This window comes from Leclercia sp. 1548 (assembly GCF_050435045.1).
Lineage (GTDB): Bacteria > Pseudomonadota > Gammaproteobacteria > Enterobacterales > Enterobacteriaceae > Enterobacter > Enterobacter adecarboxylatus.
In genome coordinates, this window is record NZ_JBNDJP010000008.1 from 179,362 (window position 1) to 203,037 (window position 23,676).

General features: G+C 56.2%; 18 protein-coding genes. 9 read left to right on the top strand and 9 right to left on the bottom strand.

Annotated elements, in window-relative coordinates; all coding sequences use genetic code 11:
* The first annotated feature begins 83 nt into the window (after positions 1-83).
* Entirely contained in the window at positions 84-824 is a 741-nt protein-coding gene (locus ABIE02_RS19830; protein WP_336995100.1) for a MipA/OmpV family protein, read from the top strand.
* Positions 825-932: 108 nt separating this feature from the next.
* Here ABIE02_RS19830 and ABIE02_RS19835 read toward each other — a convergent pair whose 3' ends face one another.
* Entirely contained in the window at positions 933-2,891 is a 1,959-nt protein-coding gene (locus ABIE02_RS19835) for a glycoside hydrolase family 127 protein (RefSeq protein ID WP_336995099.1), read from the bottom strand.
* Positions 2,892-2,901: 10 nt separating this feature from the next.
* Positions 2,902-4,302, bottom strand: a complete 1,401-nt coding sequence (locus tag ABIE02_RS19840) for an MFS transporter (protein WP_032615784.1) — start codon at positions 4,300-4,302, stop codon at positions 2,902-2,904.
* A 225-nt stretch (positions 4,303-4,527) separates the two neighbouring features.
* Here ABIE02_RS19840 and ABIE02_RS19845 point away from each other — a divergent pair, with 225 nt between their 5' ends.
* The gene (locus ABIE02_RS19845; protein ID WP_032615786.1) at positions 4,528-5,346 is read left to right on the top strand and encodes an AraC family transcriptional regulator; all 819 of its coding nucleotides are present in this window, start codon (positions 4,528-4,530) and stop codon (positions 5,344-5,346) included.
* 125 nt (positions 5,347-5,471) lie between these two features.
* Positions 5,472-5,942, top strand: a complete 471-nt coding sequence (locus ABIE02_RS19850; RefSeq protein WP_144883633.1) for a 4Fe-4S binding protein — start codon at positions 5,472-5,474, stop codon at positions 5,940-5,942.
* 4 nt (positions 5,943-5,946) lie between these two features.
* Here ABIE02_RS19850 and avtA read toward each other — a convergent pair whose 3' ends face one another.
* Both avtA and ABIE02_RS19860 read right to left on the bottom strand, forming a co-directional pair.
* Positions 5,947-7,203 (bottom strand): valine--pyruvate transaminase, encoded by a 1,257-nt coding sequence (gene avtA, locus ABIE02_RS19855; RefSeq protein WP_059308989.1) that lies wholly within the window; start codon positions 7,201-7,203, stop codon positions 5,947-5,949.
* A gap of 225 nt (positions 7,204-7,428) precedes the next feature.
* A complete protein-coding gene (locus tag ABIE02_RS19860; RefSeq protein ID WP_336995098.1) occupies positions 7,429-9,459 on the bottom strand; it encodes an alpha-amylase in 2,031 nt (676 codons plus the stop codon).
* Positions 9,460-9,772: 313 nt separating this feature from the next.
* Here ABIE02_RS19860 and ABIE02_RS19865 point away from each other — a divergent pair, with 313 nt between their 5' ends.
* On the top strand, positions 9,773-10,597 hold the full coding sequence (locus tag ABIE02_RS19865; protein WP_032615794.1) for a protein bax: 825 nt from the start codon (positions 9,773-9,775) through the stop codon (positions 10,595-10,597).
* 39 nt (positions 10,598-10,636) lie between these two features.
* On the opposite strand, the gene xylR is transcribed toward ABIE02_RS19865, so the two are convergent.
* From xylR to xylF, 4 genes are all read right to left on the bottom strand, one after another.
* Positions 10,637-11,815 carry a D-xylose utilization transcriptional activator XylR gene (gene xylR / locus ABIE02_RS19870; protein WP_032615796.1) on the bottom strand — a complete coding sequence of 393 codons (1,179 nt, stop codon included), beginning with the start codon at positions 11,813-11,815 and terminating at the stop codon, positions 10,637-10,639.
* A 42-nt stretch (positions 11,816-11,857) separates the two neighbouring features.
* Positions 11,858-13,039, bottom strand: coding sequence for a xylose ABC transporter permease XylH (xylH, locus tag ABIE02_RS19875; protein WP_032615798.1), 1,182 nt, complete (start codon positions 13,037-13,039; stop codon positions 11,858-11,860).
* Entirely contained in the window at positions 13,017-14,558 is a 1,542-nt protein-coding gene (locus ABIE02_RS19880; RefSeq protein ID WP_032615800.1) for a xylose ABC transporter ATP-binding protein, read from the bottom strand. Before ABIE02_RS19880 ends, xylH begins: the two co-directional genes overlap by 23 nt.
* 71 nt (positions 14,559-14,629) lie before the next feature.
* A complete protein-coding gene (xylF, locus tag ABIE02_RS19885) occupies positions 14,630-15,622 on the bottom strand; it encodes a D-xylose ABC transporter substrate-binding protein (protein ID WP_032615802.1) in 993 nt (330 codons plus the stop codon).
* A 370-nt stretch (positions 15,623-15,992) separates the two neighbouring features.
* On the opposite strand from xylF, the gene xylA reads away from it, so the two are divergent.
* Both xylA and xylB read left to right on the top strand, forming a co-directional pair.
* Positions 15,993-17,315 (top strand): xylose isomerase, encoded by a 1,323-nt coding sequence (gene xylA, locus ABIE02_RS19890; RefSeq protein ID WP_156424716.1) that lies wholly within the window; start codon positions 15,993-15,995, stop codon positions 17,313-17,315.
* 59 nt (positions 17,316-17,374) lie between these two features.
* Positions 17,375-18,829: a xylulokinase gene (gene xylB, locus ABIE02_RS19895; protein WP_262658475.1), complete on the top strand. Its 1,455-nt coding sequence runs from the start codon at positions 17,375-17,377 to the stop codon at positions 18,827-18,829.
* 68 nt (positions 18,830-18,897) lie between these two features.
* Here the strand turns inward: xylB and ABIE02_RS19900 are convergent, their stop codons facing one another.
* Positions 18,898-19,893, bottom strand: a complete 996-nt coding sequence (locus ABIE02_RS19900) for an acyltransferase (protein ID WP_336995097.1) — start codon at positions 19,891-19,893, stop codon at positions 18,898-18,900.
* Between the two features lie 183 nt (positions 19,894-20,076).
* Between ABIE02_RS19900 and ABIE02_RS19905 the strand changes: the two genes are divergently transcribed.
* From ABIE02_RS19905 to glyS, 3 genes are all read left to right on the top strand, one after another.
* On the top strand, positions 20,077-20,379 hold the full coding sequence (locus ABIE02_RS19905; RefSeq protein WP_032615810.1) for a YsaB family lipoprotein: 303 nt from the start codon (positions 20,077-20,079) through the stop codon (positions 20,377-20,379).
* Between the two features lie 159 nt (positions 20,380-20,538).
* Positions 20,539-21,450, top strand: a complete 912-nt coding sequence (gene glyQ / locus ABIE02_RS19910; protein WP_003860141.1) for a glycine--tRNA ligase subunit alpha — start codon at positions 20,539-20,541, stop codon at positions 21,448-21,450.
* 9 nt (positions 21,451-21,459) lie between these two features.
* Positions 21,460-23,529: a glycine--tRNA ligase subunit beta gene (glyS, locus tag ABIE02_RS19915; RefSeq protein WP_032615812.1), complete on the top strand. Its 2,070-nt coding sequence runs from the start codon at positions 21,460-21,462 to the stop codon at positions 23,527-23,529.
* Positions 23,530-23,676 lie beyond the last annotated feature (147 nt).

Consider the following 23,676-nt stretch of genomic DNA (forward strand, 5'->3'; position numbering starts at 1 on the left):
TTATACAAATAACGGCATTGCATCGCCATTTTTGTAACCATTATTATGCGCCGCGTCGTATGACATTTAATGGATTGCAAACAATGAAGTTTAAAAAGAATTTCCTCATCGCGGCCGCTTTATTTACGGCAACGTCCGCAATGGCCGATGACTTTTCAATTGGCGCTGGCGCATTTTTTAATGAATCACCCTATAAAGGCTATAACGAGAACGTCTCCGCAGTCCCGTTCATGAGCTACGAAGGCCAGTACGTCTACGTGCGCCAGACCACCGGCGGCTGGATCGTCTGGAAAGATGCTAAAAACGAACTGAGCCTGACTGCCTCCTGGATGCCGCTGCACTTCGACCCGGACGATAACGACGACCATGGGATGAAGCAGCTGGATGAGCGTAAAGCCTCTGTGATGCTGGGCGGAGCCTACTACCGCCACGAAAGCTGGGGGAGCCTGAAGTTTGCCCTGGCCGCCGATGCGATGGACGAAAGCGGTGGGGCGATGGGCGAGATAACTTACTTCCGTCCGATCCGCATGGAACGCCTGACCCTGACGCCGTCGGTGGGCATCTTCTTCCACGACGAAAGCTTCAATGATTACTACTACGGCGTCTCAGAAAAAGAGTCCCGCCGCAGCGCTCTGCAGTCTTATACCGCGGGCGACACGGTTACCCCGTATATCGGCCTGGCGGCGAAATACCGGCTGACGCAGAACCTCTATTTGAACGCCAGCGCAGTCTATACCGTACTGCCTGACGACGTGAAAAACAGCCCGATGATCGACCGTGACGACAGCTTTATGCTGATGACCGGTCTCTCCTGGAAATTTTAACTCGCCAAAAATCTGCCCTCAGGGACGAGGGCAGCCTCAATTCTGCCGGGTGGCGCTACCCATACCTGACCCGTTTCCCGGGCTGGGTATGTGCAGCGTCGTCCGGCTTTAATTTGCCTCATCTATCCAGATGCGCATTTCCCCTTCGCCGCGGTTCGCCCAGCTAAACCACGGAATAAAGGTCAGGGTCTGGGCCTGCTGCGTGGTTGGCGCGCGATCGTACTGCCACAGCGGCTGGTGCTCCGCGTTCGCGGTATGGCGGGTGTAACCCTGGGTCTGGAGCAGCACCTTGTGGGCAAAAATCCCTTTGCCTTCCAGGAGCTTAAATTCGCTGTCGGCGGGCAGGATCAGGTTATGCAGCCCGGCACCGTTATCGGCCTCTTCGAGACAGTAGACCAGTGGCCCGCGCTGAATCGCCACTTTCCCGGCCTGCTGGCGCACCTGCGGATTGCCGTATACCCGGCGTACCGGCATCGGCAGGGTTAACTGCAGCCTGTCGCCCTCCTGCCAGCGGCGGGTCAGGTAGAGATACCCCGCGCGCACCTCCCCGGTAACGACTTCGCCATTCAGCGTCAGCTGCGGATTATTGCACCAGTCCGGCAGACGCAGGGCCAGGGTGTGGTCGATCGCCACCGGCGATGTGATGTCGATAGTGACCTGCTCCTGCCACGGGTAGTTGCCGCTGATCCGCACCTGCAATTCTTTGTCGCCTACCGGGAAGGCCATGCTGTTGCCGATGTAGAGGTTAATAAACAGCGCATCTTCACGGACGGTATAGAGGTAGTGACCGATGGAGGTCAGCACGCGGGCGATATTCGGCGGGCAGCAGGCGCAGCCGAACCAGCGCTGGCGAACCGGCTTCACGTGATCGTAGATATGGTTAAACGCCAGCGATTTCGGATGCACCTCCAGCGGGTTAACGTAGAAGAAGTGCTTCCCGTCCAGCGCCATACCGCCCAGAACGGTGTTGTACAGCGCCCGCTCCATCACGTCGGCGTACTGGCTGTTGGCCTCCATCTCCAGCATCCGCCGGGCAAACATCATCAGGCCGATGGAGGCACAGCTTTCGGCATAGACGGTGTCGTTGGGCAGATCATAATCGCTGCTGAAGGCTTCGCCGCTGCTCTGGGAGCCGATCCCGCCGGTAATGTACAGCTGGCGCTGCGCCATATTGTTCCACAGGCGCAGGCAGTCCTGACGTTTGCCTTCGTCCTGGCTCAGGCGCGCCAGATGCGCCACACCGGTCATCAGATAGACGAAGCGCACCGCATGACCGATCGCCGTGGGCTGCTCGGCCAGCGGCTGATGCGCCTGGCTGTAGGCTTTGTCCTGCACCATCCACGCCGGGCCGTAGGTGTTCCAGTACGAGGTTTTCCCGCGCTTTTCATATTCGATGTCGTAGAAGTGCGGCTGGGTGCCGCGCTCCTCGACAAAATATTTCACCAGCGCCAGATAGCGCGGCTCCTGGGTGACATCGAACAGGCGCATCAGGGCCAGCTCGATCTCGGGATGGCCGGGATAGCCATGTAACTGCTGCTCGCCAGGGCCAAACACGCTGTCGATATGGTCGGCCAGCTTGCAGACCACCTCCAGCAGACGGCGTTTGCCGGTGCCCTGGAAATACGCCACGCCCGCTTCAATCATGTGCCCGGCGCAGTACAGCTCATGGCATTCGGCCAGGTTCGTCCAGCGTTCGTCGGGGGCTTTTACCGTGAAATAGGTGTTCAGGTAGCCATCGTCGCACTGCGCGGCGGCCACCAGTTCAATCACCTCGTCGGCGGTTTTTTCCAGTTCGGCGTCGGGTTTCTGGCACAGCGACCAGGCCACGGCCTCCAGCCATTTGGCTACGTCGCTATCCTGAAAGACCATTCCGTAAAACTCTCCGCTCTGCTGGCCTGCCGCAATGCGGAAGTTGGCGATCGCATGGCTCGGTTCGGCCTCGGTGATGCGATCGTTCAGGGCGTCCCACTGATAGGGAATAACCACATCGCGCACCAGCTGTTGATACTGGCCCAAAAACGGGTCGCTGATTTTCAGTTTGTGCAGGTCGGGTTCCATTATGGACATCATGTTCTCCTCAGGCGTGAGCGTGACGCTGGCGCAGGTCGGTGGCAATGCGCGCCATCATCGGGTTATTGAGTCGGCACTTGCGGATCGCCAGTGCCAGCAGCAGGTGGAAAAGGGCAGGTAGCAGGGTTTCCATGGTGGTGATGCCCTGCAGCGAGGCGGCTGTCTGGTTGCCTGCCCCCGGCTGATAGGCGACAAAAATGAACACCAGGCTGATGATCCCGGCGCTTGAGGCCCAGGCCAGCTTGATGAAAAACAGGTTAAAGGCGAAGTTCATCCCGGAAGAGCGCACGCCGGTTTTCCACTCGCCGTAGTCGTCGGCAAAGGCCATTAACGCGAAGTGCAGCGGCAGGGTAAAGCCGAGGATCACCCCGTTCGCCAGGATAACGATCAGCCACAGGGTCTGGTGCGCCGGGCCGCCAGGCAGGAACCACATTCCCGCTGCCAGTACCGCCAGCACCAGGTTGGTGTAGTAGTAGAGTTTGACGGTATCGCTGCGGCGCGACAGCAGGTTGACGATTACCGCCCCGAGAATGGCGGCAAAGGTCACCATGGTGAAGAACAGCGAGGTATAGGCGGTGCTGCCTTCCAGCACGTAGGTGATGAAATACATGTAGCCGCCGCCACGGATGTTAAAGACGTTAATCAGCAGGAAGGACATCACCAGCATCAGCAGCAGTTGGTCGTTTTTGCGCAGACCGGCAAGGTGCTCCTTGAGGGTGAACTTGCCCATCAGCGCCAGCGGCACACGCTCGCGCACCCAGAAGAAGCAGCACAGGAACATCACTACCGCAATGGCGCACAGCACTCCCACGCCGAGCTGATACCCCTGCGCCACATTGCCCTGGCCGAGTGCCGAAACCAGCCAAGGCAGGCCGACCGAGACCAGAAAACCGGCTACACCGCACAGTACAAAGCGCCAGGACTGACAGGAGAGCACCTCGCTGTGGCGGGTGGTCATGGTGTTGATGAGCGCGCAGTAAGGCACGTTGATGGCGGTATACCCCACCGAGAGCAGCAGGTAGGTGCCGAATGCCCAGGCGATTTTGACCCCCATCCCGGCATCCGGCACGGTGAAGGTCAGGACGCCGATAATACCAATGGGGACGGCGACCCACAGCTGCCACGGGCGAAAGCGACCCCAGCGGCTTTGGGTACGGTCGGCAATAATCCCCATCACCGGATCGGAGATGGCGTCAAAAATGCGCAGGGCGATAAAGAGCGTGCCCACCAGCGCCGGGGTTAAGCCAAACACATCGGTATAGAAAAAGGTAAGAAAATTCATGATCAGACAGGTGATTACCGTCCCGCCCGCATCACCCAGGCCGTAGCCGATTTTTTCTCGCACCGAGAGGCGATCGTTGATGGCCTGTTGGGCAATCTCTGTCTGTGTAATCGGAGTGGAAGTCATGAGGTAACTCCTCGGGTTATCGGATTTTTTATGTTGTTTTGTCAGGTACCCGATTAATTTTGCACTGTTCCCTGGTGCCAACAAGGGAAGGGAAAAGTATAAAAAGGTGAGGATTCCGACCTTGTTCTCAAAATGTGATTTAGATCGGGCGATTAACAATTAACCGTTAATAATCAAGAGTAAATCGGCAATAAATGTCCATAAATAGCGGGAAAATGAATAGCGATGCTCGAATTATCCATAACACTTCCGATTAAAGTGCAGAACGGGGGGTTCTTTATCTCCCGGGGCGTGGGGCGGCACCCGGCGCGTAAGCTCGACTCCTGGGAAATCATCTTTGTCGAAAAGGGGACATTAACGATCCAGGAGGAGGGGACCGTTTTCGAGGTCAATGCTGGGGAAAGTTTACTGCTCTGGCCGCATCGTCGGCATAAAGGAGTGGAGGATTTCCCCGCCGATTTACGCTTTTACTGGCTGCATTTTGAGGTTGAGGAGCAGAGTTCCCCTTCCGCCTGGAGCACGCTGCTGTCGGTACAGCAGCACGGCAAAACCGGCGATCCGCAGGCGATGATTGCGCTGTTCCGGCAATTTATGACCGAGCAGGAGAAGCTTCAGCGCAGCCTGGCGCTGGAATTTATTCTGCTGCTGATCCTGCAACAGCTTTCCCTGGCCGCCGGGCAAGAACTGCCGCCGGATGAGGCGGGGGTGAACCTGGCGTGGAAGGCCCGGCAGCTGATCCGCACCCAGTTTCATCTGCCGCTCTCCACCTCATCGTTGGCCAGAGAGCTGCACTGCAACGCGGATTACCTGGGGCGGGTATTTCGCCGTGTGTTCCATTTGACCCTGACCGAGGCCATTCACCGCCAGCGCGTCAGGGCCGCCGAAAAGCTCTTACTCAACGATGCCGTATCGTTGAAAGAAGTGGCGACACGTTGCGGTTTTAACGACGTGGGTTACTTCCGGCAGATCTTTCGTAAGCACACCGGGTTAACGCCCGCCGTCTGGAAACGACGCTATTGTAAGGAGCATATTAATTCCGGCTGAATTCTGGGGCAGATGGCCAGTTTTTACGGCAGAGCGCACAAATCAGGTCTTTTACCCTGTCTGATCAAAGCGCTCGTCCCGGGCACTCTGGCAACCTGACTTTTTGAGTCAGGATGGAGCAGGCGATGAATCCCTTTATTATGGCGGACCCGGCGAAATGTATTGGCTGTCGCACCTGCGAAGTGGCCTGCGTAGTGTCGCATCAGGAAGATCAGAATTGTGCGGCGGTTACGCCTGGCAACTTTACTTCGCGTATCCGGGTGGTTAAGGGCGGCACGTTTACCACGGCGGTCACCTGTCACCAGTGTGAGGATGCGCCCTGCGCCAACGTCTGCCCGACCCAGGCTATTCAGCGACTGGCGGGTGTCTGGCTGGTAGATCAGGCGCGCTGTATCGGCTGTAAAAGCTGCATGCTGGCCTGTCCGTTCGGGGCGATGCAGGTGACCGGGCATGCTGAACAGATCCAGGCACTGAAATGCGACCGCTGCGCGCACCGTCAGGAGGGGCCAGCCTGTGTCGCGGCCTGCCCAACCTACGCGTTACGCTGCGTCGATCCCGCCAGATTACGCGCCGAACGGCTGCGTTTTCTGGCGTAAACCGTCAGAGACCGTTTTCCTGCCAGGCAAGCTCGACCTCTTCCGCCAGAATTTTCACCCCGGCTTCGATTTTTTCCGGGTCCGGGACATAGTTCATGCGCATGCACTGGTGAGTGTGCGGCCAGGGTTTATCCAGCCCCGGGAAGAAGTAGTCTCCTGGCACCATCAACACCCCACGTTTTTTCAGGCGCTGATACAGCAGTTCAGTGGTGATCGGCAGATCCTTAAACCACAGCCAGAGGAAAATCGCCCCTTCAGGTTTGTGGATCAGGCAGCGATCTTCCGGTAAATAGCGGCGGATGGTGGCGATCGTCTCTTGTACGCGCTGATAGTAAAACGGCTTAATCACTTCATTGGACAGGCGCAGCAGATCGTTGCGCTTAATCATCTCGCACATCATTGCCGGGCCAATCCCACCCGGAGACAGGCTGATAATGCCGTTCATATTGGTGATGGCGGTGATGATTTTCTCATTGGCGATGATGATCCCGCAGCGACTGCCCGGCAGCCCCAGTTTGGACAGGCTCATGCACAGAACAATGTTCGGGTTCCACAGCGGGCGCGCTTCGCTGAAGATGATGCCCGGGAAGGGCACGCCATAGGCGTTATCAATCACCAGCGGAATGCCGTGCTGGTTAGCCAGCACATCCAGCTTCATCAGCTCTTCGTCAGTGATCACGTTCCCGGTTGGGTTGGTCGGGCGCGAGACGCAGATCATCCCCGTCTCTTCACCAATATGCAGATGCTCAAAATCGACGTGATATTTGAACTGGCCTTCCGGTAGCAGCTCAATGTTAGGGCGCGCGGAGACGAAAAGGTCGTCCTCAAGGCCGGAGTCGGCATAACCGATGTATTCCGGCGTCAGCGGGAAGAGCACTTTTTTAGTGGTGCCGTCGGCACGTCGGCCCGCGAAGAGGTTAAATAAGTAGAAAAACGCGCTCTGGCTGCCGTTTGTCAGTGCAATATTCTGTGGTTCAATCTCCCAGCCGAGGGTGTCGCGCAGCATCTCCGCCAGTGCGGCAAGCAGCTCGGTTTTCCCTTGTGGGCCGTCATAATTGCACAGCGCATCAGTGGCTTTGCCATTTTCCAGCATGTCAGCGAGGAGCGTCTGAAAATAGGCGTTCATCTCTGGAATTTGTGCCGGGTTACCGCCGCCGAGCATGATGGCGCCCGGTGTGCGCAGCCCGTCGTTGAGATCCTCCATCAGGCGGGTAATGCCTGAATGGCGGGTGAATTTGTCGCCGAAAAGTGAAAAAGTCATAGCAGGTGTTCTGTCGAGCCTATTCTAAGTGTGGCTCACCATAACCCTACAACTGCGTGGGTGCAAATCAGCGTGGAAACGGGGAAGTGCGGTTTTGTGTTATCAGTTTGCCATCAGGCAGCGAATAATTCTGTGCTTCACTGCCCGCCGGGCTGCGTCATCCCGACAAAACGCTTTGCACGATCGGCCCCCTCTCCCGTGAGGAAGAGGGGGCACAGGTAGACGCTAGCGATTACCCGCCCAGACCACCATCACTTTGTCCCCCTGATGTTCACGCACAAAGCCGTAGCCCTGAGGCATCGTCAGCGTGGTTTGCGTGCCTTCCCCTACCGCCGGATGGCGGGCGCGGAACTGTCCGAGCCGCTGCCAGTGGGCAACGGTCGCCGCCTGTGAACCGCTGATATCCTGCCAGTTCATGTCGGAGCGCGTCCCCTGTAGCGGATCGGAGCCGGTTGGGCCAAAGGGCCGCGCGGATTCATCGCCATAAAATATCTGTACGCTGCCCGGAGCCAGTAACAGCAGCTCTGCCGCACGCCGATCGCCCTCGCGGAACAGGCGGGTATCGTGGGAGGAGAGATAGCTCAGGACGTTAAAGCCCTGCAGCTTTTCCGCCATCTGCTGCCAGGTGAGGTCGATGTCGGCCAGGCACTCCACCGCTTTCGCCGCCTGCTCCTGGTAATCAAAATTGATCATCGCATCGAAGCCATGACGATAGTAATCGCTCTGCATTACCCCGTGCCCCCAGGATTCGCCGGTCATCCAGAAAGGCGCATCGTCGAGTTTTTTCTCCGGGTTAGCCTGCTTCCAGGCTGTTAACGCGGCGCTGGCCTGGTCTTTCAGTTGTTTCCAGCCGGCCAGCTCAACGTGCTTGGCGGTATCAACGCGGAAACCGTCGATCCCGTAATCCCGTACCCACTGGCTCAGCCAGTGGGTGAGATAATCCCGGGGCGTATAGCCATCGACGAGTTGTGCCCCTGTGTCGGGTTTATGGCGATAGAAATTCGGCAGGCCCGACGGGGTGGTGGATTCGGTTTTCAGATCCGGCAGGAAGGCCAGCGACATGGTCAGATCGTCGAAACCGGGGTTGTCGTAATCGCCAATATCGGTGCGTATCCACTTTTTGCCCCACCAGTTTTCCCATGCGGCTTTATCGCTGAAATTAATGTAGTCGTTAAAGCTGTGCCAGCTCTGCCCGGCGGCAGGCTTCCAGTCGGTCCAGCGATCACCCAGGGTTTTCTTCAGCTCATCACCCTGCAGATAGAGGGCGCCGAACTGGTACTCCTGCATGTCTGCCAGGGTCGCGTAACCGGTGTGATTCATCACCACGTCAAACAGGATGCGGATCCCCCGGCGATGGGCTTCGTCCACCAGATGGCGTAAATCGTCTTCTGTGCCCATGTTGGCATCCAGCCGGGTCCAGTCCTGGGTGTAGTAGCCGTGATAGGCATAATGGGGGAAGTCACCCTTGGTGCCGCCGCCGACCCAACCGTGGATCTGCTCCAGCGGCGAGCTGATCCACAGGGCGTTGACGCCGAGCTGTTGCAGGTAATCCAGTTTGCTGGTGAGACCTTTGAGGTCGCCGCCGTGGAAGGTGCCGATCTCCTGCATACCATCTTTATGGCGTCCGTAGCTGTTGTCGTTGCCCGGATCGCCATTCACAAACCGGTCGGTCAGGACAAAATAGACGGTGGCGTTTTGCCAGCTGAACGGGGCGGGTTTATCCGTCTCTGCACGCTCCAGTAACAACAGGCCATTGCTGCTCGGCGCGGGTTGCAGGGTGATTTTGCCCTGTTGCACCGTGGCGGTCTGTTTGCTGTAAAAATCACGGACCACGCTCCCTTCCGGGAAGGTGCTGCTGACGTCGAGCGTTAAGGGATTGCCGTCCCATTTCGGACACTGGCGCACCACGCGGGTCGCCGCCTTTTCGCTCTCGCTGGCGACGGTCAGCATCAGTGTGGGTGTGCCGGAGCGGGTATCAATCCGCGCCTGATAATCGCCATCGCGAAACAGGCGCCACTGCACCGGATCGCCTTCGCAAGGCTTGAGTGACATCATCTCATTGAGTTTTATCGCCTTTGTGGGCTGCCAGCACGCCTTGTCAAAACTCAATGTCAGCGGGCGGGTACCCTTCGTCAGCTTTGCCTGTGCCGTGAATACCCCCGAACCTTCGGCGGTAAAGGCTGGAAAACCCGGCGCTGACCAGTCGGCGCTGGCCATGGCAGGCAAGAGAAGAAGAGCGAGAGCGGAACGTTTCATACCGGTTTCCTGTCACAGCATTTTGTTCAGTTTGCCATCTATTGTAGAGGGCTAACTCATCCCCTGGCGCTATCGCGCAGGGAGGAGCGATGAGGGTGAGTGATCTCACGCTTATCTGGCTGTTTAACTGCGATATTGAGCACGTTTTGGTGAAAATGATGCTTAAGCGAGCGATTTCCAGGTGACAGGGTTTCGGATTTAGACTATTTCTTTGAATGCTCTTCTCGTCTATTTTTGCTAGGATCTGAGATTCGCCTCTCATTTTACGAAAAAAATAAGGTGTTGGAATGTTTCTATCCGACCAGGAGACCTAATGATATCGACTCCCATTCGACGATATGGGGCCGCGATACTCATGTTACTCACCATGGCTATTTCTGGTGAGGTGCTTGCGAAGACGCACACAGATACAACGAGTAAGAAGGCCCACGTCATAAAGACGACAAGTAGTAAGGTTAGCAGTAAACAAGAGTATTCTCGCAATAGTGCAAAGAGTAGTTCACTTCCTGATTTGCGAAAATACCCTTCCGGGACACCAAGGAAAAAAGCGTTTCTCCGGACGGTAATGCCTTACATTACAAGTCAAAATGCCGCGATTACTGCGGATCGTAACTGGTTGATCTCCAAACAGTACGATAGCCGCTGGTCGCCATCTGAACGCACGCGTCTGAAAGAAATTTCAAAACGCTATAAAGTGAGCTGGAACGGAAACACGCGCCGTGTGCCGTGGAACGCTCTGTTAGAGCGCGTAGATATTATTCCAGGCAGCATGGTCGCAACTATGGCAGCCGCCGAAAGTGGCTGGGGTACCTCGAAACTGGCCCGCAGTAATAACAATCTCTTCGGCATGAAATGTGCGAAAGGGCGTTGTAATAATGCACCGGGCAAAGTGAAAGGCTACTCACAGTTTGAATCGGTAAAAGATTCCGTGAATGCGTATGTTGTTAACCTGAACACGCATCCGGCTTATAAATCTTTCCGTAAGTCGCGCGCGCAATTGCGTAAAGCAGACCAGGAAGTGACGGCAAGCACCATGATCCATAAGCTGAAAGGTTACTCAACTCAGGGACAACGCTATAACAATTATCTGTTTGCGATGTACCAGGATAACCAGCGCTTAATCGCCGCCCATATGTAATAGTAAAAAAAGGCCTTCCTTACGGAAGGCCTTTTTTATTTAAACCAATACTTCACTGTAGCGATCGCGATACTCTTTCGGCGTGGTGTCATACTCTTTTTTAAATACCGAATAGAAATACTGCAGCGACGGATAACCGCACATCTGTGAAATCTCGTGAATGGAAAGCGAGGTTGAAATCAGCAGGCTGCGGGCTTTCTCCAGCTTTTCAGCGTGAATAACCGCATGGATCGTCTCGCCCACCTCTTCCTTAAAACGCTTCTCCAGATTTGAACGCGAAATCCCTACTGCATCCAACACCTGGTCCACTTTAATGCCTTTGCAGGCGTGGTTACGAATGTAGTGCATCGCCTGAATCACTGCCGGATCGTTCAGGGAGCGGTAGTCGGTTGAGCGCCGCTCCACAACGCGTACCGGCGGCACCAGCAGGCGCTGCAGGGGCAAGTTTTCGTTGTCCAAAAGACGGTGTAGCAGCTTGGCGGCCTGATAACCCATCTGACGGGTTCCCTGTGCCACCGACGACAGCGCCACCCGTGACAGGTAGCGCGTCAGCTCTTCATTATCGATACCAATAACGCACAGCTTTTCCGGCACCGGAATGTGCAGATGTTCGCAAACCTGGAGCACATGCCGGGCGCGGGCATCGGTTACGGCGATAATGCCGGTTTGTGGCGGCAGAGTTTGCAGCCAGTCGGCGAGACGGTTCTGGGCGTGCTGCCAGTTTTCCGGTGCGGTTTCCAGGCCCTGGTAAACCACGCCGCGATATTTCTCCTTTGCCACCAGCTGGCAGAAGGCATATTCACGTTCCGCCGCCCAGCCTTTGCCGCTGGAAACGGGCAGGCCATAAAAGGCGAAGCGGTGCACGCCTTTCTCTTTCAGATGGAGAAACGCGCTCTGCACCAGAGCGTGATTGTCGGTCGCGATATAGTGAACGGGAGGGTAATTTTCCGGCTTGTGGTAGGAGCCGCCGACGCCGACGATGGGAACGTCGACATCGACCAGCAACTGCTGGATAACGGCATCATCAAAATCTGCGATAACGCCGTCGCCCAGCCAGTCTTTGATGTTGTCAGTCCGCGTGCGGAAATCTTCTTCAATGAAGATATCCCATTCGGACTGCGACGCCTGCAAGTATTCACCCACACCTTCTACGACCTGTCGGTCATAGGCTTTATTGGCATTGAATAACAACGTAATGCGGTGACGCTTCTCAAACATGGCGCTCTTCTTCCAGAATCAATAACAAATGATAAAGCATCCTCAGGCGCGCCTTTTAGTGGCGGAGTCCATCCATACCGCCAGCAACAAAATGGCACCCTTAACGATATACTGCCAGAATGTCGGGACGTCCATCATACTCATTCCGTTATCCAGCGACGCCATAATAAAGGCACCCATCACCGCCCCGGCCACGCTGCCGATCCCCCCTGCCAGACTGGTGCCGCCAATGACGCAAGCGGCGATGGCATCGAGTTCGGCAATGTTCCCCGCCGACGGCGAACCGGCCCCCAGGCGCGAGCTTAAGATCAGGCCCGCCACAGCGACCATCAAACCATTAATGGCAAAGACGGCAAGCTTGGTGCGCTCAACGTTGATCCCGGACAGGCGTGCGGCTTCGAGGTTGCCGCCAATAGCATAAATGCGGCGGCCAAAGGCTGTGCGGGTCGCCATAAACATACCGGCCAGCATCAACAGAACCAGCAGCAGCACCGGTGTCGGCACACCGCGATAGTCGTTCAGCAACCAGATGGCCCCAAGGACAATCACCGCCGTCAGCGCCTGGCGTCCGACAACCGCAGTGGACGGCGCCGTGGCTAATCCTAAGGTCTGACGACGCATTCTGCTGCGCCACTGCCAGGCAACAAAGGCCATCAGGCCAATCGCGCCAAGGCTAAAACCGACCCCGCTGGAGAGATAGCTTTGGCCAATCTGCGACATAGAGGCGCTGGTGGGGGAGACGGTGGTGCCGTTGGTCACGCCAATCAGGATGCCGCGGAAAGCCAGCATCCCCGCCAGGGTGACGATAAACGACGGCACTTTGCGATAGGCTACCCACCAGCCGTTCCAGGTGCCGAGCAGTAAACCGAGGATCAGGGTCACCACGATGGTAAGCGGCAGCGGCCAGCCAAGCCAGACGTCGAAAATGGCCGCCAGGCCGCCGAGCAGCCCCATCATTGAGCCTACTGAGAGATCGATCTCCGCCGAGATAATGACGAACACCATCCCCACCGCCAGAATGCCGGTAATGGCAGTCTGACGCAGCAGGTTGGAGACGTTACGGGCGCTGAGATACGAGCCATCGGTTGTCCAGGTGAAGAACATCATGATGACCACAATGGCGGCAATCATCACAAACACCTGCAGATTAAGCGCTTTTAACCCAGAAAACAGACCCGGTGCAGGCGCCGTGGCTTTTAATTCAGATGGATTGCTTTTCGACATGGCGTTCGCTCCTCAATGCGGCTTCCATTACCTGTTCCTGCGTCAGGTTCTGGTTGTTCAGGTTGGCTTTCAGTTTTCCTTCGTGCATCACCAGCACCCGGTCACTCAGGCCCAGTACTTCAGGCAGTTCCGAGGAGATCACGATCACCGCGATACCCTGCTGAACCAGCTGGTTAATCAGCTTGTAGATTTCGTATTTCGCACCGATATCGATCCCGCGAGTGGGTTCATCGAGGATCAGGATGCGCGGGTTGAGTAACAGGCAGCGGGCAAGAATCGCCTTCTGCTGATTGCCGCCGCTCAGACGGCCAATGGCGAGATCCGGGGAGGATGTTTTGACCTTCAGGCGTTGCAGGGACTGTAAAATACAGTGCTGTTCGGCGGCGTCGTCCAGACTGCTCAGCTTACCGCTGAACTGATCCAATGCGGCGAGAGTGATATTTTTACCCACCGCCATCACCGGCACGATGCCGTCTTTTTTACGATCTTCCGGCACCATCGCGATACCCTGGGCAATGGCCTGCTGACAGTTTTTGATCTCGACCGGCTTCCCGTCAATAAAGATGCTGCCTTCCCAGCGCCCGGGCCAGACCCCGAACAGGCACTGTACCGCCTCAGTGCGTCCCGCGCCGACCAACCCGGCGACGCCCAGGATTTCACCCCGATGCAGGGAAAAAGAGACGTCATTCACCCGCTTGATATGGCGATTAACCGGATGCCAGGCGGTAAGGTGTTCTACCCGCAGGATCTCTTCCCCGAGGGTATGCTGTTCGCCAGGGTAGAGCGCGGTCAGCTCGCGGCCTACCATCATGGTAATGATGTCGTCCTCGCTCATCCCCTGCGCTTCGCGGGTGCCGATATGCTGCCCGTCGCGAATGACGCAGACCGTGTCCGAAATGGCTTTCACTTCGTTGAGCTTATGGGAGATGTAAATGCAGGCAATACCGTGGTGTTGCAGGTCACGAATGATGTCCAGCAATACCGCGGTTTCCTGTTCCGTCAGCGACGCGGTCGGCTCATCGAGGATCAGCAGCCGCACCTGTTTGTTCAACGCTTTGGCAATCTCCACCAGTTGCTGCTGCCCCAAACCAAGATCGCCCACCCGGGTGTCAGGGGAGATCGCCAGGCTCACCTGCGCCAGCAGCTTTTCGCAGCGCAGGGTCATGGTGTCGTAATCCAGCACCCCGTGACGGGTGATCTCGGCACCGAGAAAAATGTTCTCCAGCACGGTCAGGTGCTTCACCAGCGCCAGTTCCTGGTGAATGATGGCGATGCCTTTGCGTTCGGTGTCGCGGATGTGCGTGGCCTGCAGGGTTTCGCCAGCAAACACAATTTCGCCGTCATAACTGCCGTGAGGGTAAATACCGCACAGCACCTTCATTAACGTCGATTTGCCGGAGCCATTTTCACCGCACAGCGAGACGATCTCGCCGGGATTTAAGCGCAGGCTGACGTTATCCACGGCCTTCACCGCGCCAAACGCCTTAGTGATACTTTTCATTTCAAGGAGATAAGCCATAACTGCCCCACATGACCCGAAGGAAAACAGAACAAGTCGATACGCCCCCGCCAGGCAGGGGCGATGATGGATTACAGTTCGCTCTTTTTGTGGAAACCGTCTTTAACTACGGTGGCGTCAATGTTCTCTTTATTGACTTCGATAGGGGTCAGCAGTCGGGACGGCACATCTTTCAGGCCGTTGTTTAAGCTGGCGTCGGCTTTAGGCTGTTGGCCATTGCCCAGTTCAACGGCGATTTCCGCGGCGTTGGTGGCCAGCTCGGTGATGGGTTTATAGACCGTCATGGTCTGGGTGCCAGCCACAATCCGTTTCACCCCGGCAAGGTCTGCATCCTGCCCGGAGATCGCGACTTTCCCGGCCAGGCCCTGGGCGCTGAGTGCCTGGATAGCGCCGCCTGCGGTGGCATCGTTGGACGCGACAACGGCGTCAATTTTGTTATTGTTGGCAGTTAAGGCGTTTTCCATGATTTTCAGCGCATTTTCTGGCAGCCAGCCATCCGCCCACTGGTCGCCCACGACCTTGATTTTGCCCTCATCAATATAAGGCTTCAGCACTTTCATCTGTCCGGCGCGGAATAATTTGGCGTTGTTGTCCACCGGTGAGCCGCCCATCAGGAAATAATTGCCCTGCGGCACTTTCGCCACCAGGCTTTGCGCCTGTAATTCACCGACTTTTTCATTGTCGAAAGAAATATAATAATCGATGTCGGCGTTATTAATCATACGGTCATAGGCCAGCACTTTAATGCCTTCGCGTTTGGCTTCTTTCACCACGTTACTTAAAACCTGACCGTTATACGGAATAATAACCAGCACATCGACGCCGCGGTTTATCATATTTTCGATTTGCGACATTTGGGTCTCTTCATTGCCATTGGCAGATTGCACAAAAACTTTTGCACCTAATGCTTCTGCCTTATTGACAAAAATATCGCGGTCTTTTTGCCAGCGCTCCAGACGGAGGTCATCAATCGCCATGCCGATTTTGACTTCTTTTGCATGACTCGCCGTACTCGCCAGTAGCAGCGATGCACAAAGAGTGAGGCACAGGTTCTTTATCTTCATAATTGTATTGCCTTTTGTAGGGTTAGGTTGCTGAGATAAAAGAAACAATCATTGCAAGAGACGTAGCAAATTCTTAACGGGGAATGGCAGACTGGCAATTACAGATTTTTATCTTCTCGTTATGATATTTGGTTTATTTGCGAATTTATGACCGCGATCTGATTTTAAATTACATAACTTATTAATTACACATGATTCTGGAATTTACGCTGTAGATTTCGTTTGACTGCAAATTAATTTTGCGAGCCAGCGCACGTTTGTGCATTCTCTCAATAGCAGAGTGAAATAACGTAATTGAGCAACTTGCGATCACTATTCAGTATTACTCCAGTATCTTCTTTTTGCCGCATCCCTGATTATGGAGCTCACTATGCAAGCTTATTTCGATCAACTCGATCGCGTTCGTTATGAAGGCCCGAAATCCTCTAATCCTTTAGCGTTTCGTCATTACAACCCGGACGAGCTGGTGTTGGGTAAGCGCATGGAAGATCACCTGCGTTTCGCCGCCTGCTACTGGCATACCTTCTGCTGGAGCGGGGCCGATATGTTTGGCGTAGGTTCATTCGACCGCCCTTGGCAGCAGCCGGGCGATGCGCTGGAGCTGGCGAAGCGCAAAGCGGACGTCGCCTTTGAGTTCTTCCATAAGCTGAATGTGCCGTATTACTGCTTCCACGATGTGGACGTCTCCCCGGAAGGCGCGTCGCTGAAAGAGTACCTGAATAACTTCGCGCAGATGGTCGATGTGCTGGCGGAAAAACAGCAGCAGAGCGGCGTGAAGCTGCTGTGGGGCACCGCCAACTGCTTTACCCATCCGCGTTATGGCGCAGGGGCTGCCACTAACCCGGATCCTGAAGTGTTCAGCTGGGCGGCTACCCAAGTGGTGACGGCGATGAACGCGACGCATCAACTGGGCGGTGAAAACTACGTTCTGTGGGGCGGGCGCGAGGGCTACGAAACGCTGCTCAACACCGATTTACGTCAGGAACGCGAGCAGATTGGCCGCTTCATGCAGATGGTGGTGGAACATAAACACAAAATTGGTTTCCAGGGCACATTGCTGATTGAGCCGAAACCGCAAGAGCCAACCAAGCATCAGTACGATTACGACGTGGCCACGGTATACGGTTTCCTGAAGCAGTTCGGGCTGGAAAAAGAGATCAAAGTGAATATCGAAGCCAACCACGCGACCCTGGCTGGCCACTCGTTCCACCACGAGATCGCTTCCGCCATCGCGCTGGGCATTTTCGGCTCCGTGGATGCCAACCGCGGCGATCCGCAGCTGGGCTGGGACACCGATCAGTTCCCGGTCAGCGTGGAAGAAAACGCGCTCATCATGTACGAAATCATCAAAGCGGGTGGGTTCACCACTGGCGGCCTGAACTTTGACGCCAAAGTGCGTCGTCAAAGTACCGATAAATACGACCTGTTCTATGGTCATATTGGCGCGATGGACACGATGGCGCTGTCGCTGAAAGTGGCAGCCCGCATGATTGAAGATGGCGAGCTGGATAAGCGCGTGGCGAAACGCTATGGCGGCTGGAACAGTGAGCTGGGCCAGCAAATTTTGAAAGGCCAGTTATCGTTGATGGAGCTGGCGAAGTACGCTGAACAGCATAATCTGGCGCCGCAGCACCAGAGTGGCCATCAGGAGCTGCTGGAAAACCTGGTGAATCATTACCTGTTCGATAAGTAATGGGTATCGCCGGGCGGCGCTACGCTTGCCCGGCCTACACTTTTTAAGGAACCCACGATATGTATATCGGGATCGATCTTGGCACATCGGGTGTGAAAGCCATTCTGTTAAATGAACAGGGCGAGGTGCTGGCAACGCAAACAGAAAAGCTGCACGTTTCACGGCCACACCCGCTCTGGTCTGAACAGGATCCTGAAGCCTGGTGGTTAGCAACGGATCGCGCCCTGAAGGCGCTGGGCGAGCAGCACTCTCTGGGAGAGGTCAAAGCCCTGGGGATTGCCGGGCAGATGCACGGCGCCACGCTGCTGGACAAGGACAATCGCGTGTTGCGCCCGGCGATTTTATGGAACGATGGCCGCTGCGGTGAAGAGTGCGCTCTGCTGGAAGAGCGCGTGCCAACCTCGCGAGAGATCACCGGCAACCTGATGATGCCGGGCTTTACCGCACCAAAATTATTGTGGGTTCAGCGTCATGAACCCGAGATTTTTAGCCAGGTGGCGAAGGTGTTGCTGCCAAAAGATTATCTGCGTCTGCGGATGACAGGTGAGTTCGCCAGCGATATGTCCGATGCGGCAGGCACCATGTGGCTCGACGTGGCAAAACGCGACTGGAGCGAGACGATGCTCGACGCCTGCCATCTCACCCGCAACCATATGCCCGCGCTGTTCGAAGGCTGTGAGCTAACAGGCACACTGCTGCCATCAGTCGCACAGCAGTGGAACATGCCAGCCGTTCCGGTCGTGGCAGGGGGCGGAGATAACGCCGCGGGGGCGGTTGGCGTGGGGATGGCGGATGCCGGGCAGGCGATGCTGTCGCTGGGCACCTCCGGGGTCTACTTCGCCGTGAGTGACGGTTATCGCAGTAACCCTGACAGCGCGGTGCACAGCTTCTGCCATGCATTACCCGGCAAATGGCACCTGATGTCGGTGATGCTCAGCGCGGCGTCCTGCCTGGACTGGGCGGCAAAACTGACCGGATTAGGCAGCGTTCCGGCCCTGCTCGATGCCGCGCAGCAGGCCGATGAAAACGCAGGCACCCTCTGGTTCTTACCCTATCTTTCCGGTGAGCGCACGCCGCATAACAATCCGCAGGCAAAAGGGGTGTTCTTTGGCTTAACCCATCAGCATGGCCCGGCCGAACTGGCGCGCGCGGTGCTGGAAGGGGTGGGTTATGCCCTGGCCGATGGGATGGATGTTGTGCATGAGTGCGGCCTTAAACCCACCAGCATTACGCTGATCGGCGGCGGGGCGCGTAGCCCTTACTGGCGTCAGATGCTGGCGGATATCAGTGGGCTGCAGCTGGATTACCGTACCGGCGGCGACGTCGGGCCTGCACTGGGCGCAGCGCGGCTGGCGCAGATCGCGGTGAACCCGGATAAACCCTTATCCGCGCTGCTGCCACAGCTGACGCTGGAACAACAGCACACCCCGGATGCCGGGCGTCATGCCCGCTATGTCGAACAACGTGACGTGTTCCGCAAGATCTATCAGCAGCTTCTGCCGCTGATGTCATGAAACAGCGCCGGGTGGCGGCTTCGCCTTACCCGGCCTGAACATTTTGCTGGCCGGGTAAGCAGCCGCAGCTAACTGACAAACCTGCGTGTATCAACCCGCTGCAACAGCATTGAGAGCAGCAGACTGACCACCAGCGTGGCCGAGAAGATCCAGACGATATCCAGCAACGGCCAGTTCTTTAACTCCACGCCTCGCGTTCGCAGCGCGTGGATCACCAGCGCATGAAAGCCGTAGATCCCCAGCGAGTTACGTGAAATTAACCCCAGCAGCGGCAGGGGGCGCGTATTGAGCGTGTTTTTCACCAGGGTAAAGAGTGACATTGCGCAGACAAAAACCATCGGGCCGCAGTAGAGATACCAGGTATCGGCGAAGGTGCCGCGCCACTGCAGCTCATGCAGCGTCCCGCGGGAGATAATGGCGACCGCAGCAATAAACAGCGCGGCGCAAATACTATTCAGCCAGCGTTTGCGGGTGTCCATCATTCCAAGGGCTCGGCCCAGCATGCCGTATAGCATGTAATAGAAAGTGTCGCCGTTGATATACAGGTTGATCGGCAGCCATTCAAAACCATCAATTTTTTGCGAGACGGTGTTCGGGTTGGCCACGATGCCAATCACGATCATCAGCGCCAGCAGCATTTTGCCGTTCGCGCTTTTTACCTGCAGCAGCGGGGAGAGCAGATAAATGACAATAATGGCGAAGAAAAACCACAAGTGATAGAACACCGGCTTTTGCAGCAGGTATTTCAGGGACAGCTCGCTGTTAATCGAGGTAAACAGCACGATATAGAGGAACGCCACGGTGCTGTAAAAGAGCAAACACAGACCGATGCGTAAAAAGTGGCGCGGCTGCGCGCTGCGCTCGCCAAAAAAGAGATAGCCGGAGATCATGAAAAACAGCGGCACGCTCACGCGCGAGGCGGAGTTGAGAACGTTAGCAATATCCCAGTTAACGAGGCTGACGCTTGCGGCATTGGTGATATACCAGGTCGTGGTATGGATCATTACCACCATTAAACAGGCAATTCCCCGCAGATTATCAATCCAGTTAATTTTTTCCTGCATCTATCCCTCTGTTTACGCATTAAAAAGAGTCTGACTGTGGTATTGCTAAAGACGCTCACTGGAAAATTCTGAGTTTGCATCACCCTGCTTGTGCCGGGGCAGTGAGATTCGCAGAATGCCGGGCGATAATCTATAAAGTTTAGAGTTTAAAAATAACAGCCACAGTGCAGGGCGGTAATAAAAATGATGATGCGTGCAATGTGGGTTTTGCTGCCTGCGTTACTGGCTGGCTGCGTGGCCCAGGAGACGGCGCCGACGCAACAAGCACAAACGAAGAAAGTCAGTCCGGTACGTTCGCTGGACATGGAGCAGCTGTGTAAGGATCGGGCGGCTCAGCGCTATAATACCGGTGCGCAAAAAATCGACGTCACCGCATTCGAACAGTTCCAGGGAAGCTATGAACTGCAGGGTTTCACTGCCCGCAATGAGAGTTTCATCTGTTCTTTTGACGCAGAGGGCCGTTTTTTACACCTTTCGATGCGTTAAGACCGCCGCGTGATGAGCTGGCTGCGCCTTGAGTGCGTTGTCAGCTATGCTTATTTCCCAATTTTCCCTAAACAACCCCGTTTCGTACTGTATATCTTGCATCCGACGGGTATACTGATCCCCTCCATTCAAAACCACACGTATCCAGCACGAAATACTATGCAAAAGTTTGATACTAAGACCTTCCAGGGCCTGATCCTGACCTTACAGGATTACTGGGCTCGCCAGGGCTGCACCATTGTTCAACCACTGGACATGGAAGTTGGCGCCGGCACCTCACACCCGATGACCAGCCTGCGCGCGCTGGGGCCAGAGCCAATGGCGACTGCCTATGTGCAGCCATCCCGCCGTCCGACCGATGGTCGCTACGGTGAAAACCCGAACCGCTTACAGCACTACTATCAGTTCCAGGTGGTGATTAAGCCTTCCCCGGACAATATCCAGGAGCTGTATCTCGGGTCGCTGAAAGAGCTGGGTATGGATCCGACCATTCACGACATTCGTTTCGTGGAAGATAACTGGGAAAACCCAACGCTGGGTGCCTGGGGTCTGGGTTGGGAAGTGTGGCTGAACGGCATGGAAGTGACGCAGTTCACCTACTTCCAGCAGGTTGGCGGTCTGGAATGTAAACCGATCACCGGTGAGATCACCTACGGTCTGGAACGTCTGGCTATGTACATTCAGGGCGTAGACAGCGTTTACGACCTGGTCTGGAGCGACGGCCCGCTGGGTAAAACCACCTACGGCGACGTGTTCCATCAGAACGAAGTGGAGCAATCCACCTATAACTTCGAATACGCGGATGTGGACTTCCTGTTCACCTGCTTCGAGCAGTACGAGAAAGAAGCCCAGCAGCTGCTGGCGCTGGAGACTCCGCTGCCGCTGCCAGCCTACGAGCGTATTCTGAAGGCCGCCCACAGCTTCAACCTGCTGGACGCCCGCAAAGCCATCTCCGTGACTGAACGTCAGCGCTACATTCTGCGTATTCGTACCCTGACCAAAGCCGTTGCAGAAGCTTACTATGCGTCCCGTGAAGCCCTTGGCTTCCCGATGTGCAACCGAAACAAATAAGAGGCGGCCATGTCTGAGAAAACTTTCCTGGTGGAAATTGGCACCGAAGAGCTGCCACCAAAAGCCCTGCGCAGCCTGGCGGAGTCCTTTGCTGCGAACGTGACTGCCGAGCTGGATAACGCTGGCCTCGCACACGGTAAAATCGAGTGGTTTGCTGCTCCGCGCCGTCTGGCGCTGAAAGTGGCAAGCCTGGCGGCATCCCAGCCCGATCGCGAAGTTGAAAAGCGCGGCCCGGCCATTGCGCAGGCATTCGATGCCGAAGGCAAGCCGAGCAAAGCGGCAGAAGGCTGGGCGCGTGGTTGCGGGATCACCGTTGACCAGGCCGAACGCCTGACCACCGACAAAGGCGAGTGGCTGCTCTATCGCGCCCATGTGAAAGGCGAAAGCGCCGAAGCGCTGCTGCCAAACATGATTGCCACCTCGCTGGCTAAACTGCCTATTCCAAAGCTGATGCGCTGGGGCGCAAGCGACGTGCACTTTGTGCGTCCGGTTCACACCGTGACCCTGCTGCTGGGCGATACCGTTATTCCTGCCACCATTCTGGGTGTTGCGTCCGATCGCGTGATCCGTGGCCACCGCTTTATGGGCGAGCCGGAGTTCACCATCGACAATGCCGACCAGTATCCGCAGATCCTGCTGGAGCGCGGTAAAGTCATTGCTGACTACGAACAGCGTAAAGCCCGTATTAAAGCGGATGCGGAAGAAGCGGCACGTAAGATTGGCGGTAACGCTGACCTGAGCGACAGCCTGCTGGAAGAAGTCACCTCGCTGGTGGAATGGCCGGTCGTGCTGACCGCGAAGTTCGAAGAGAAATTCCTGGCCGTTCCGGCAGAAGCACTGGTTCACACCATGAAGGGCGACCAGAAGTACTTCCCGGTCTATGCCAACGACGGCAAACTGCTGCCAAACTTCATCTTCGTGGCGAACATCGAATCGAAAGATCCGATCCAGATTATCTCGGGTAACGAGAAAGTGGTGCGTCCACGTCTGGCAGATGCCGAGTTCTTCTTTAATACCGACCGTAAAAAGCGTCTGGAAGATCACCTGCCGCGCCTGCAGACCGTGCTGTTCCAGCAACAGCTGGGTACGCTGCGCGACAAGACCGACCGTATCGCGGAGCTGTCCGGCTGGATCGCCCGTGAAATTGGTGCCGACGTGAATCACGCCACCCGTGCAGGCCTGCTCTCTAAATGCGACCTGATGACCAACATGGTGTTCGAATTTACCGACACCCAGGGTGTGATGGGCATGCACTACGCGCGCCACGATGGCGAAGCGGAAGATGTGGCCGTGGCCCTGAACGAGCAGTATCAGCCGCGCTTTGCCGGTGACGATCTGCCGTCTAACCCGGTCGCCTGCGCCGTCGCGATCGCCGATAAGATGGACACCCTGGCGGGTATCTTCGGTATCGGTCAGCATCCGAAAGGCGACAAAGACCCGTTTGCGCTGCGTCGTGCTGCGCTGGGCGTGCTGCGCATCATCGTTGAGAAGAACCTGAACCTTGACCTGCAAACGCTCACCGAAGAAGCGGTGCGTCTGTATGGTGACAAGCTGACCAACGCGAAAGTGGTGGATGAAGTGATCGACTTCATGCTCGGTCGTTTCCGCGCCTGGTATCAGGACGAAGGCTTCGCTGTTGACACCATTCAGGCGGTGCTGGCGCGTCGTCCAACCCGTCCGGCCGATTTCGATGCCCGTATGAAGGCGGTGTCCCACTTCCGTACTCTGGAAGCGGCATCTGCGCTGGCTGCGGCTAACAAGCGCGTCTCCAACATTCTGGCGAAGTCCGACGAAAAGCTGAACGAGCGTGTAAATGCCGCGACGCTGAAAGAGCCGGAAGAGATCGCCCTGGCGATGCAGGTTGTGGTGCTGCGTGACAAGCTGGAGCCGGTCTTCGCAGAAGGTCGCTATCAGGAAGCGCTGGTAGAACTGGCTGAACTGCGCGAAGTGATCGACGCCTTCTTCGAGAAAGTGATGGTGAACGTAGAAGATAAAGATCTGCGTATCAACCGTCTCTCTATGCTTGAAAAACTGCGCGAGCTGTTCCTGCGCGTGGCGGACATTTCTCTGCTGCAGTAATGCGCACTTTGCCCGGCGGCGCTCTGCTTGCACGGGCACTGTGAGTGCTAAAAACCCGCTTCGGCGGGTTTTTTTATACCGCATAGTTGAAAATTTAACCTTGAAACGCTCAGTAAATTACCGCTATCCTTAATCCCGTTAATTTTC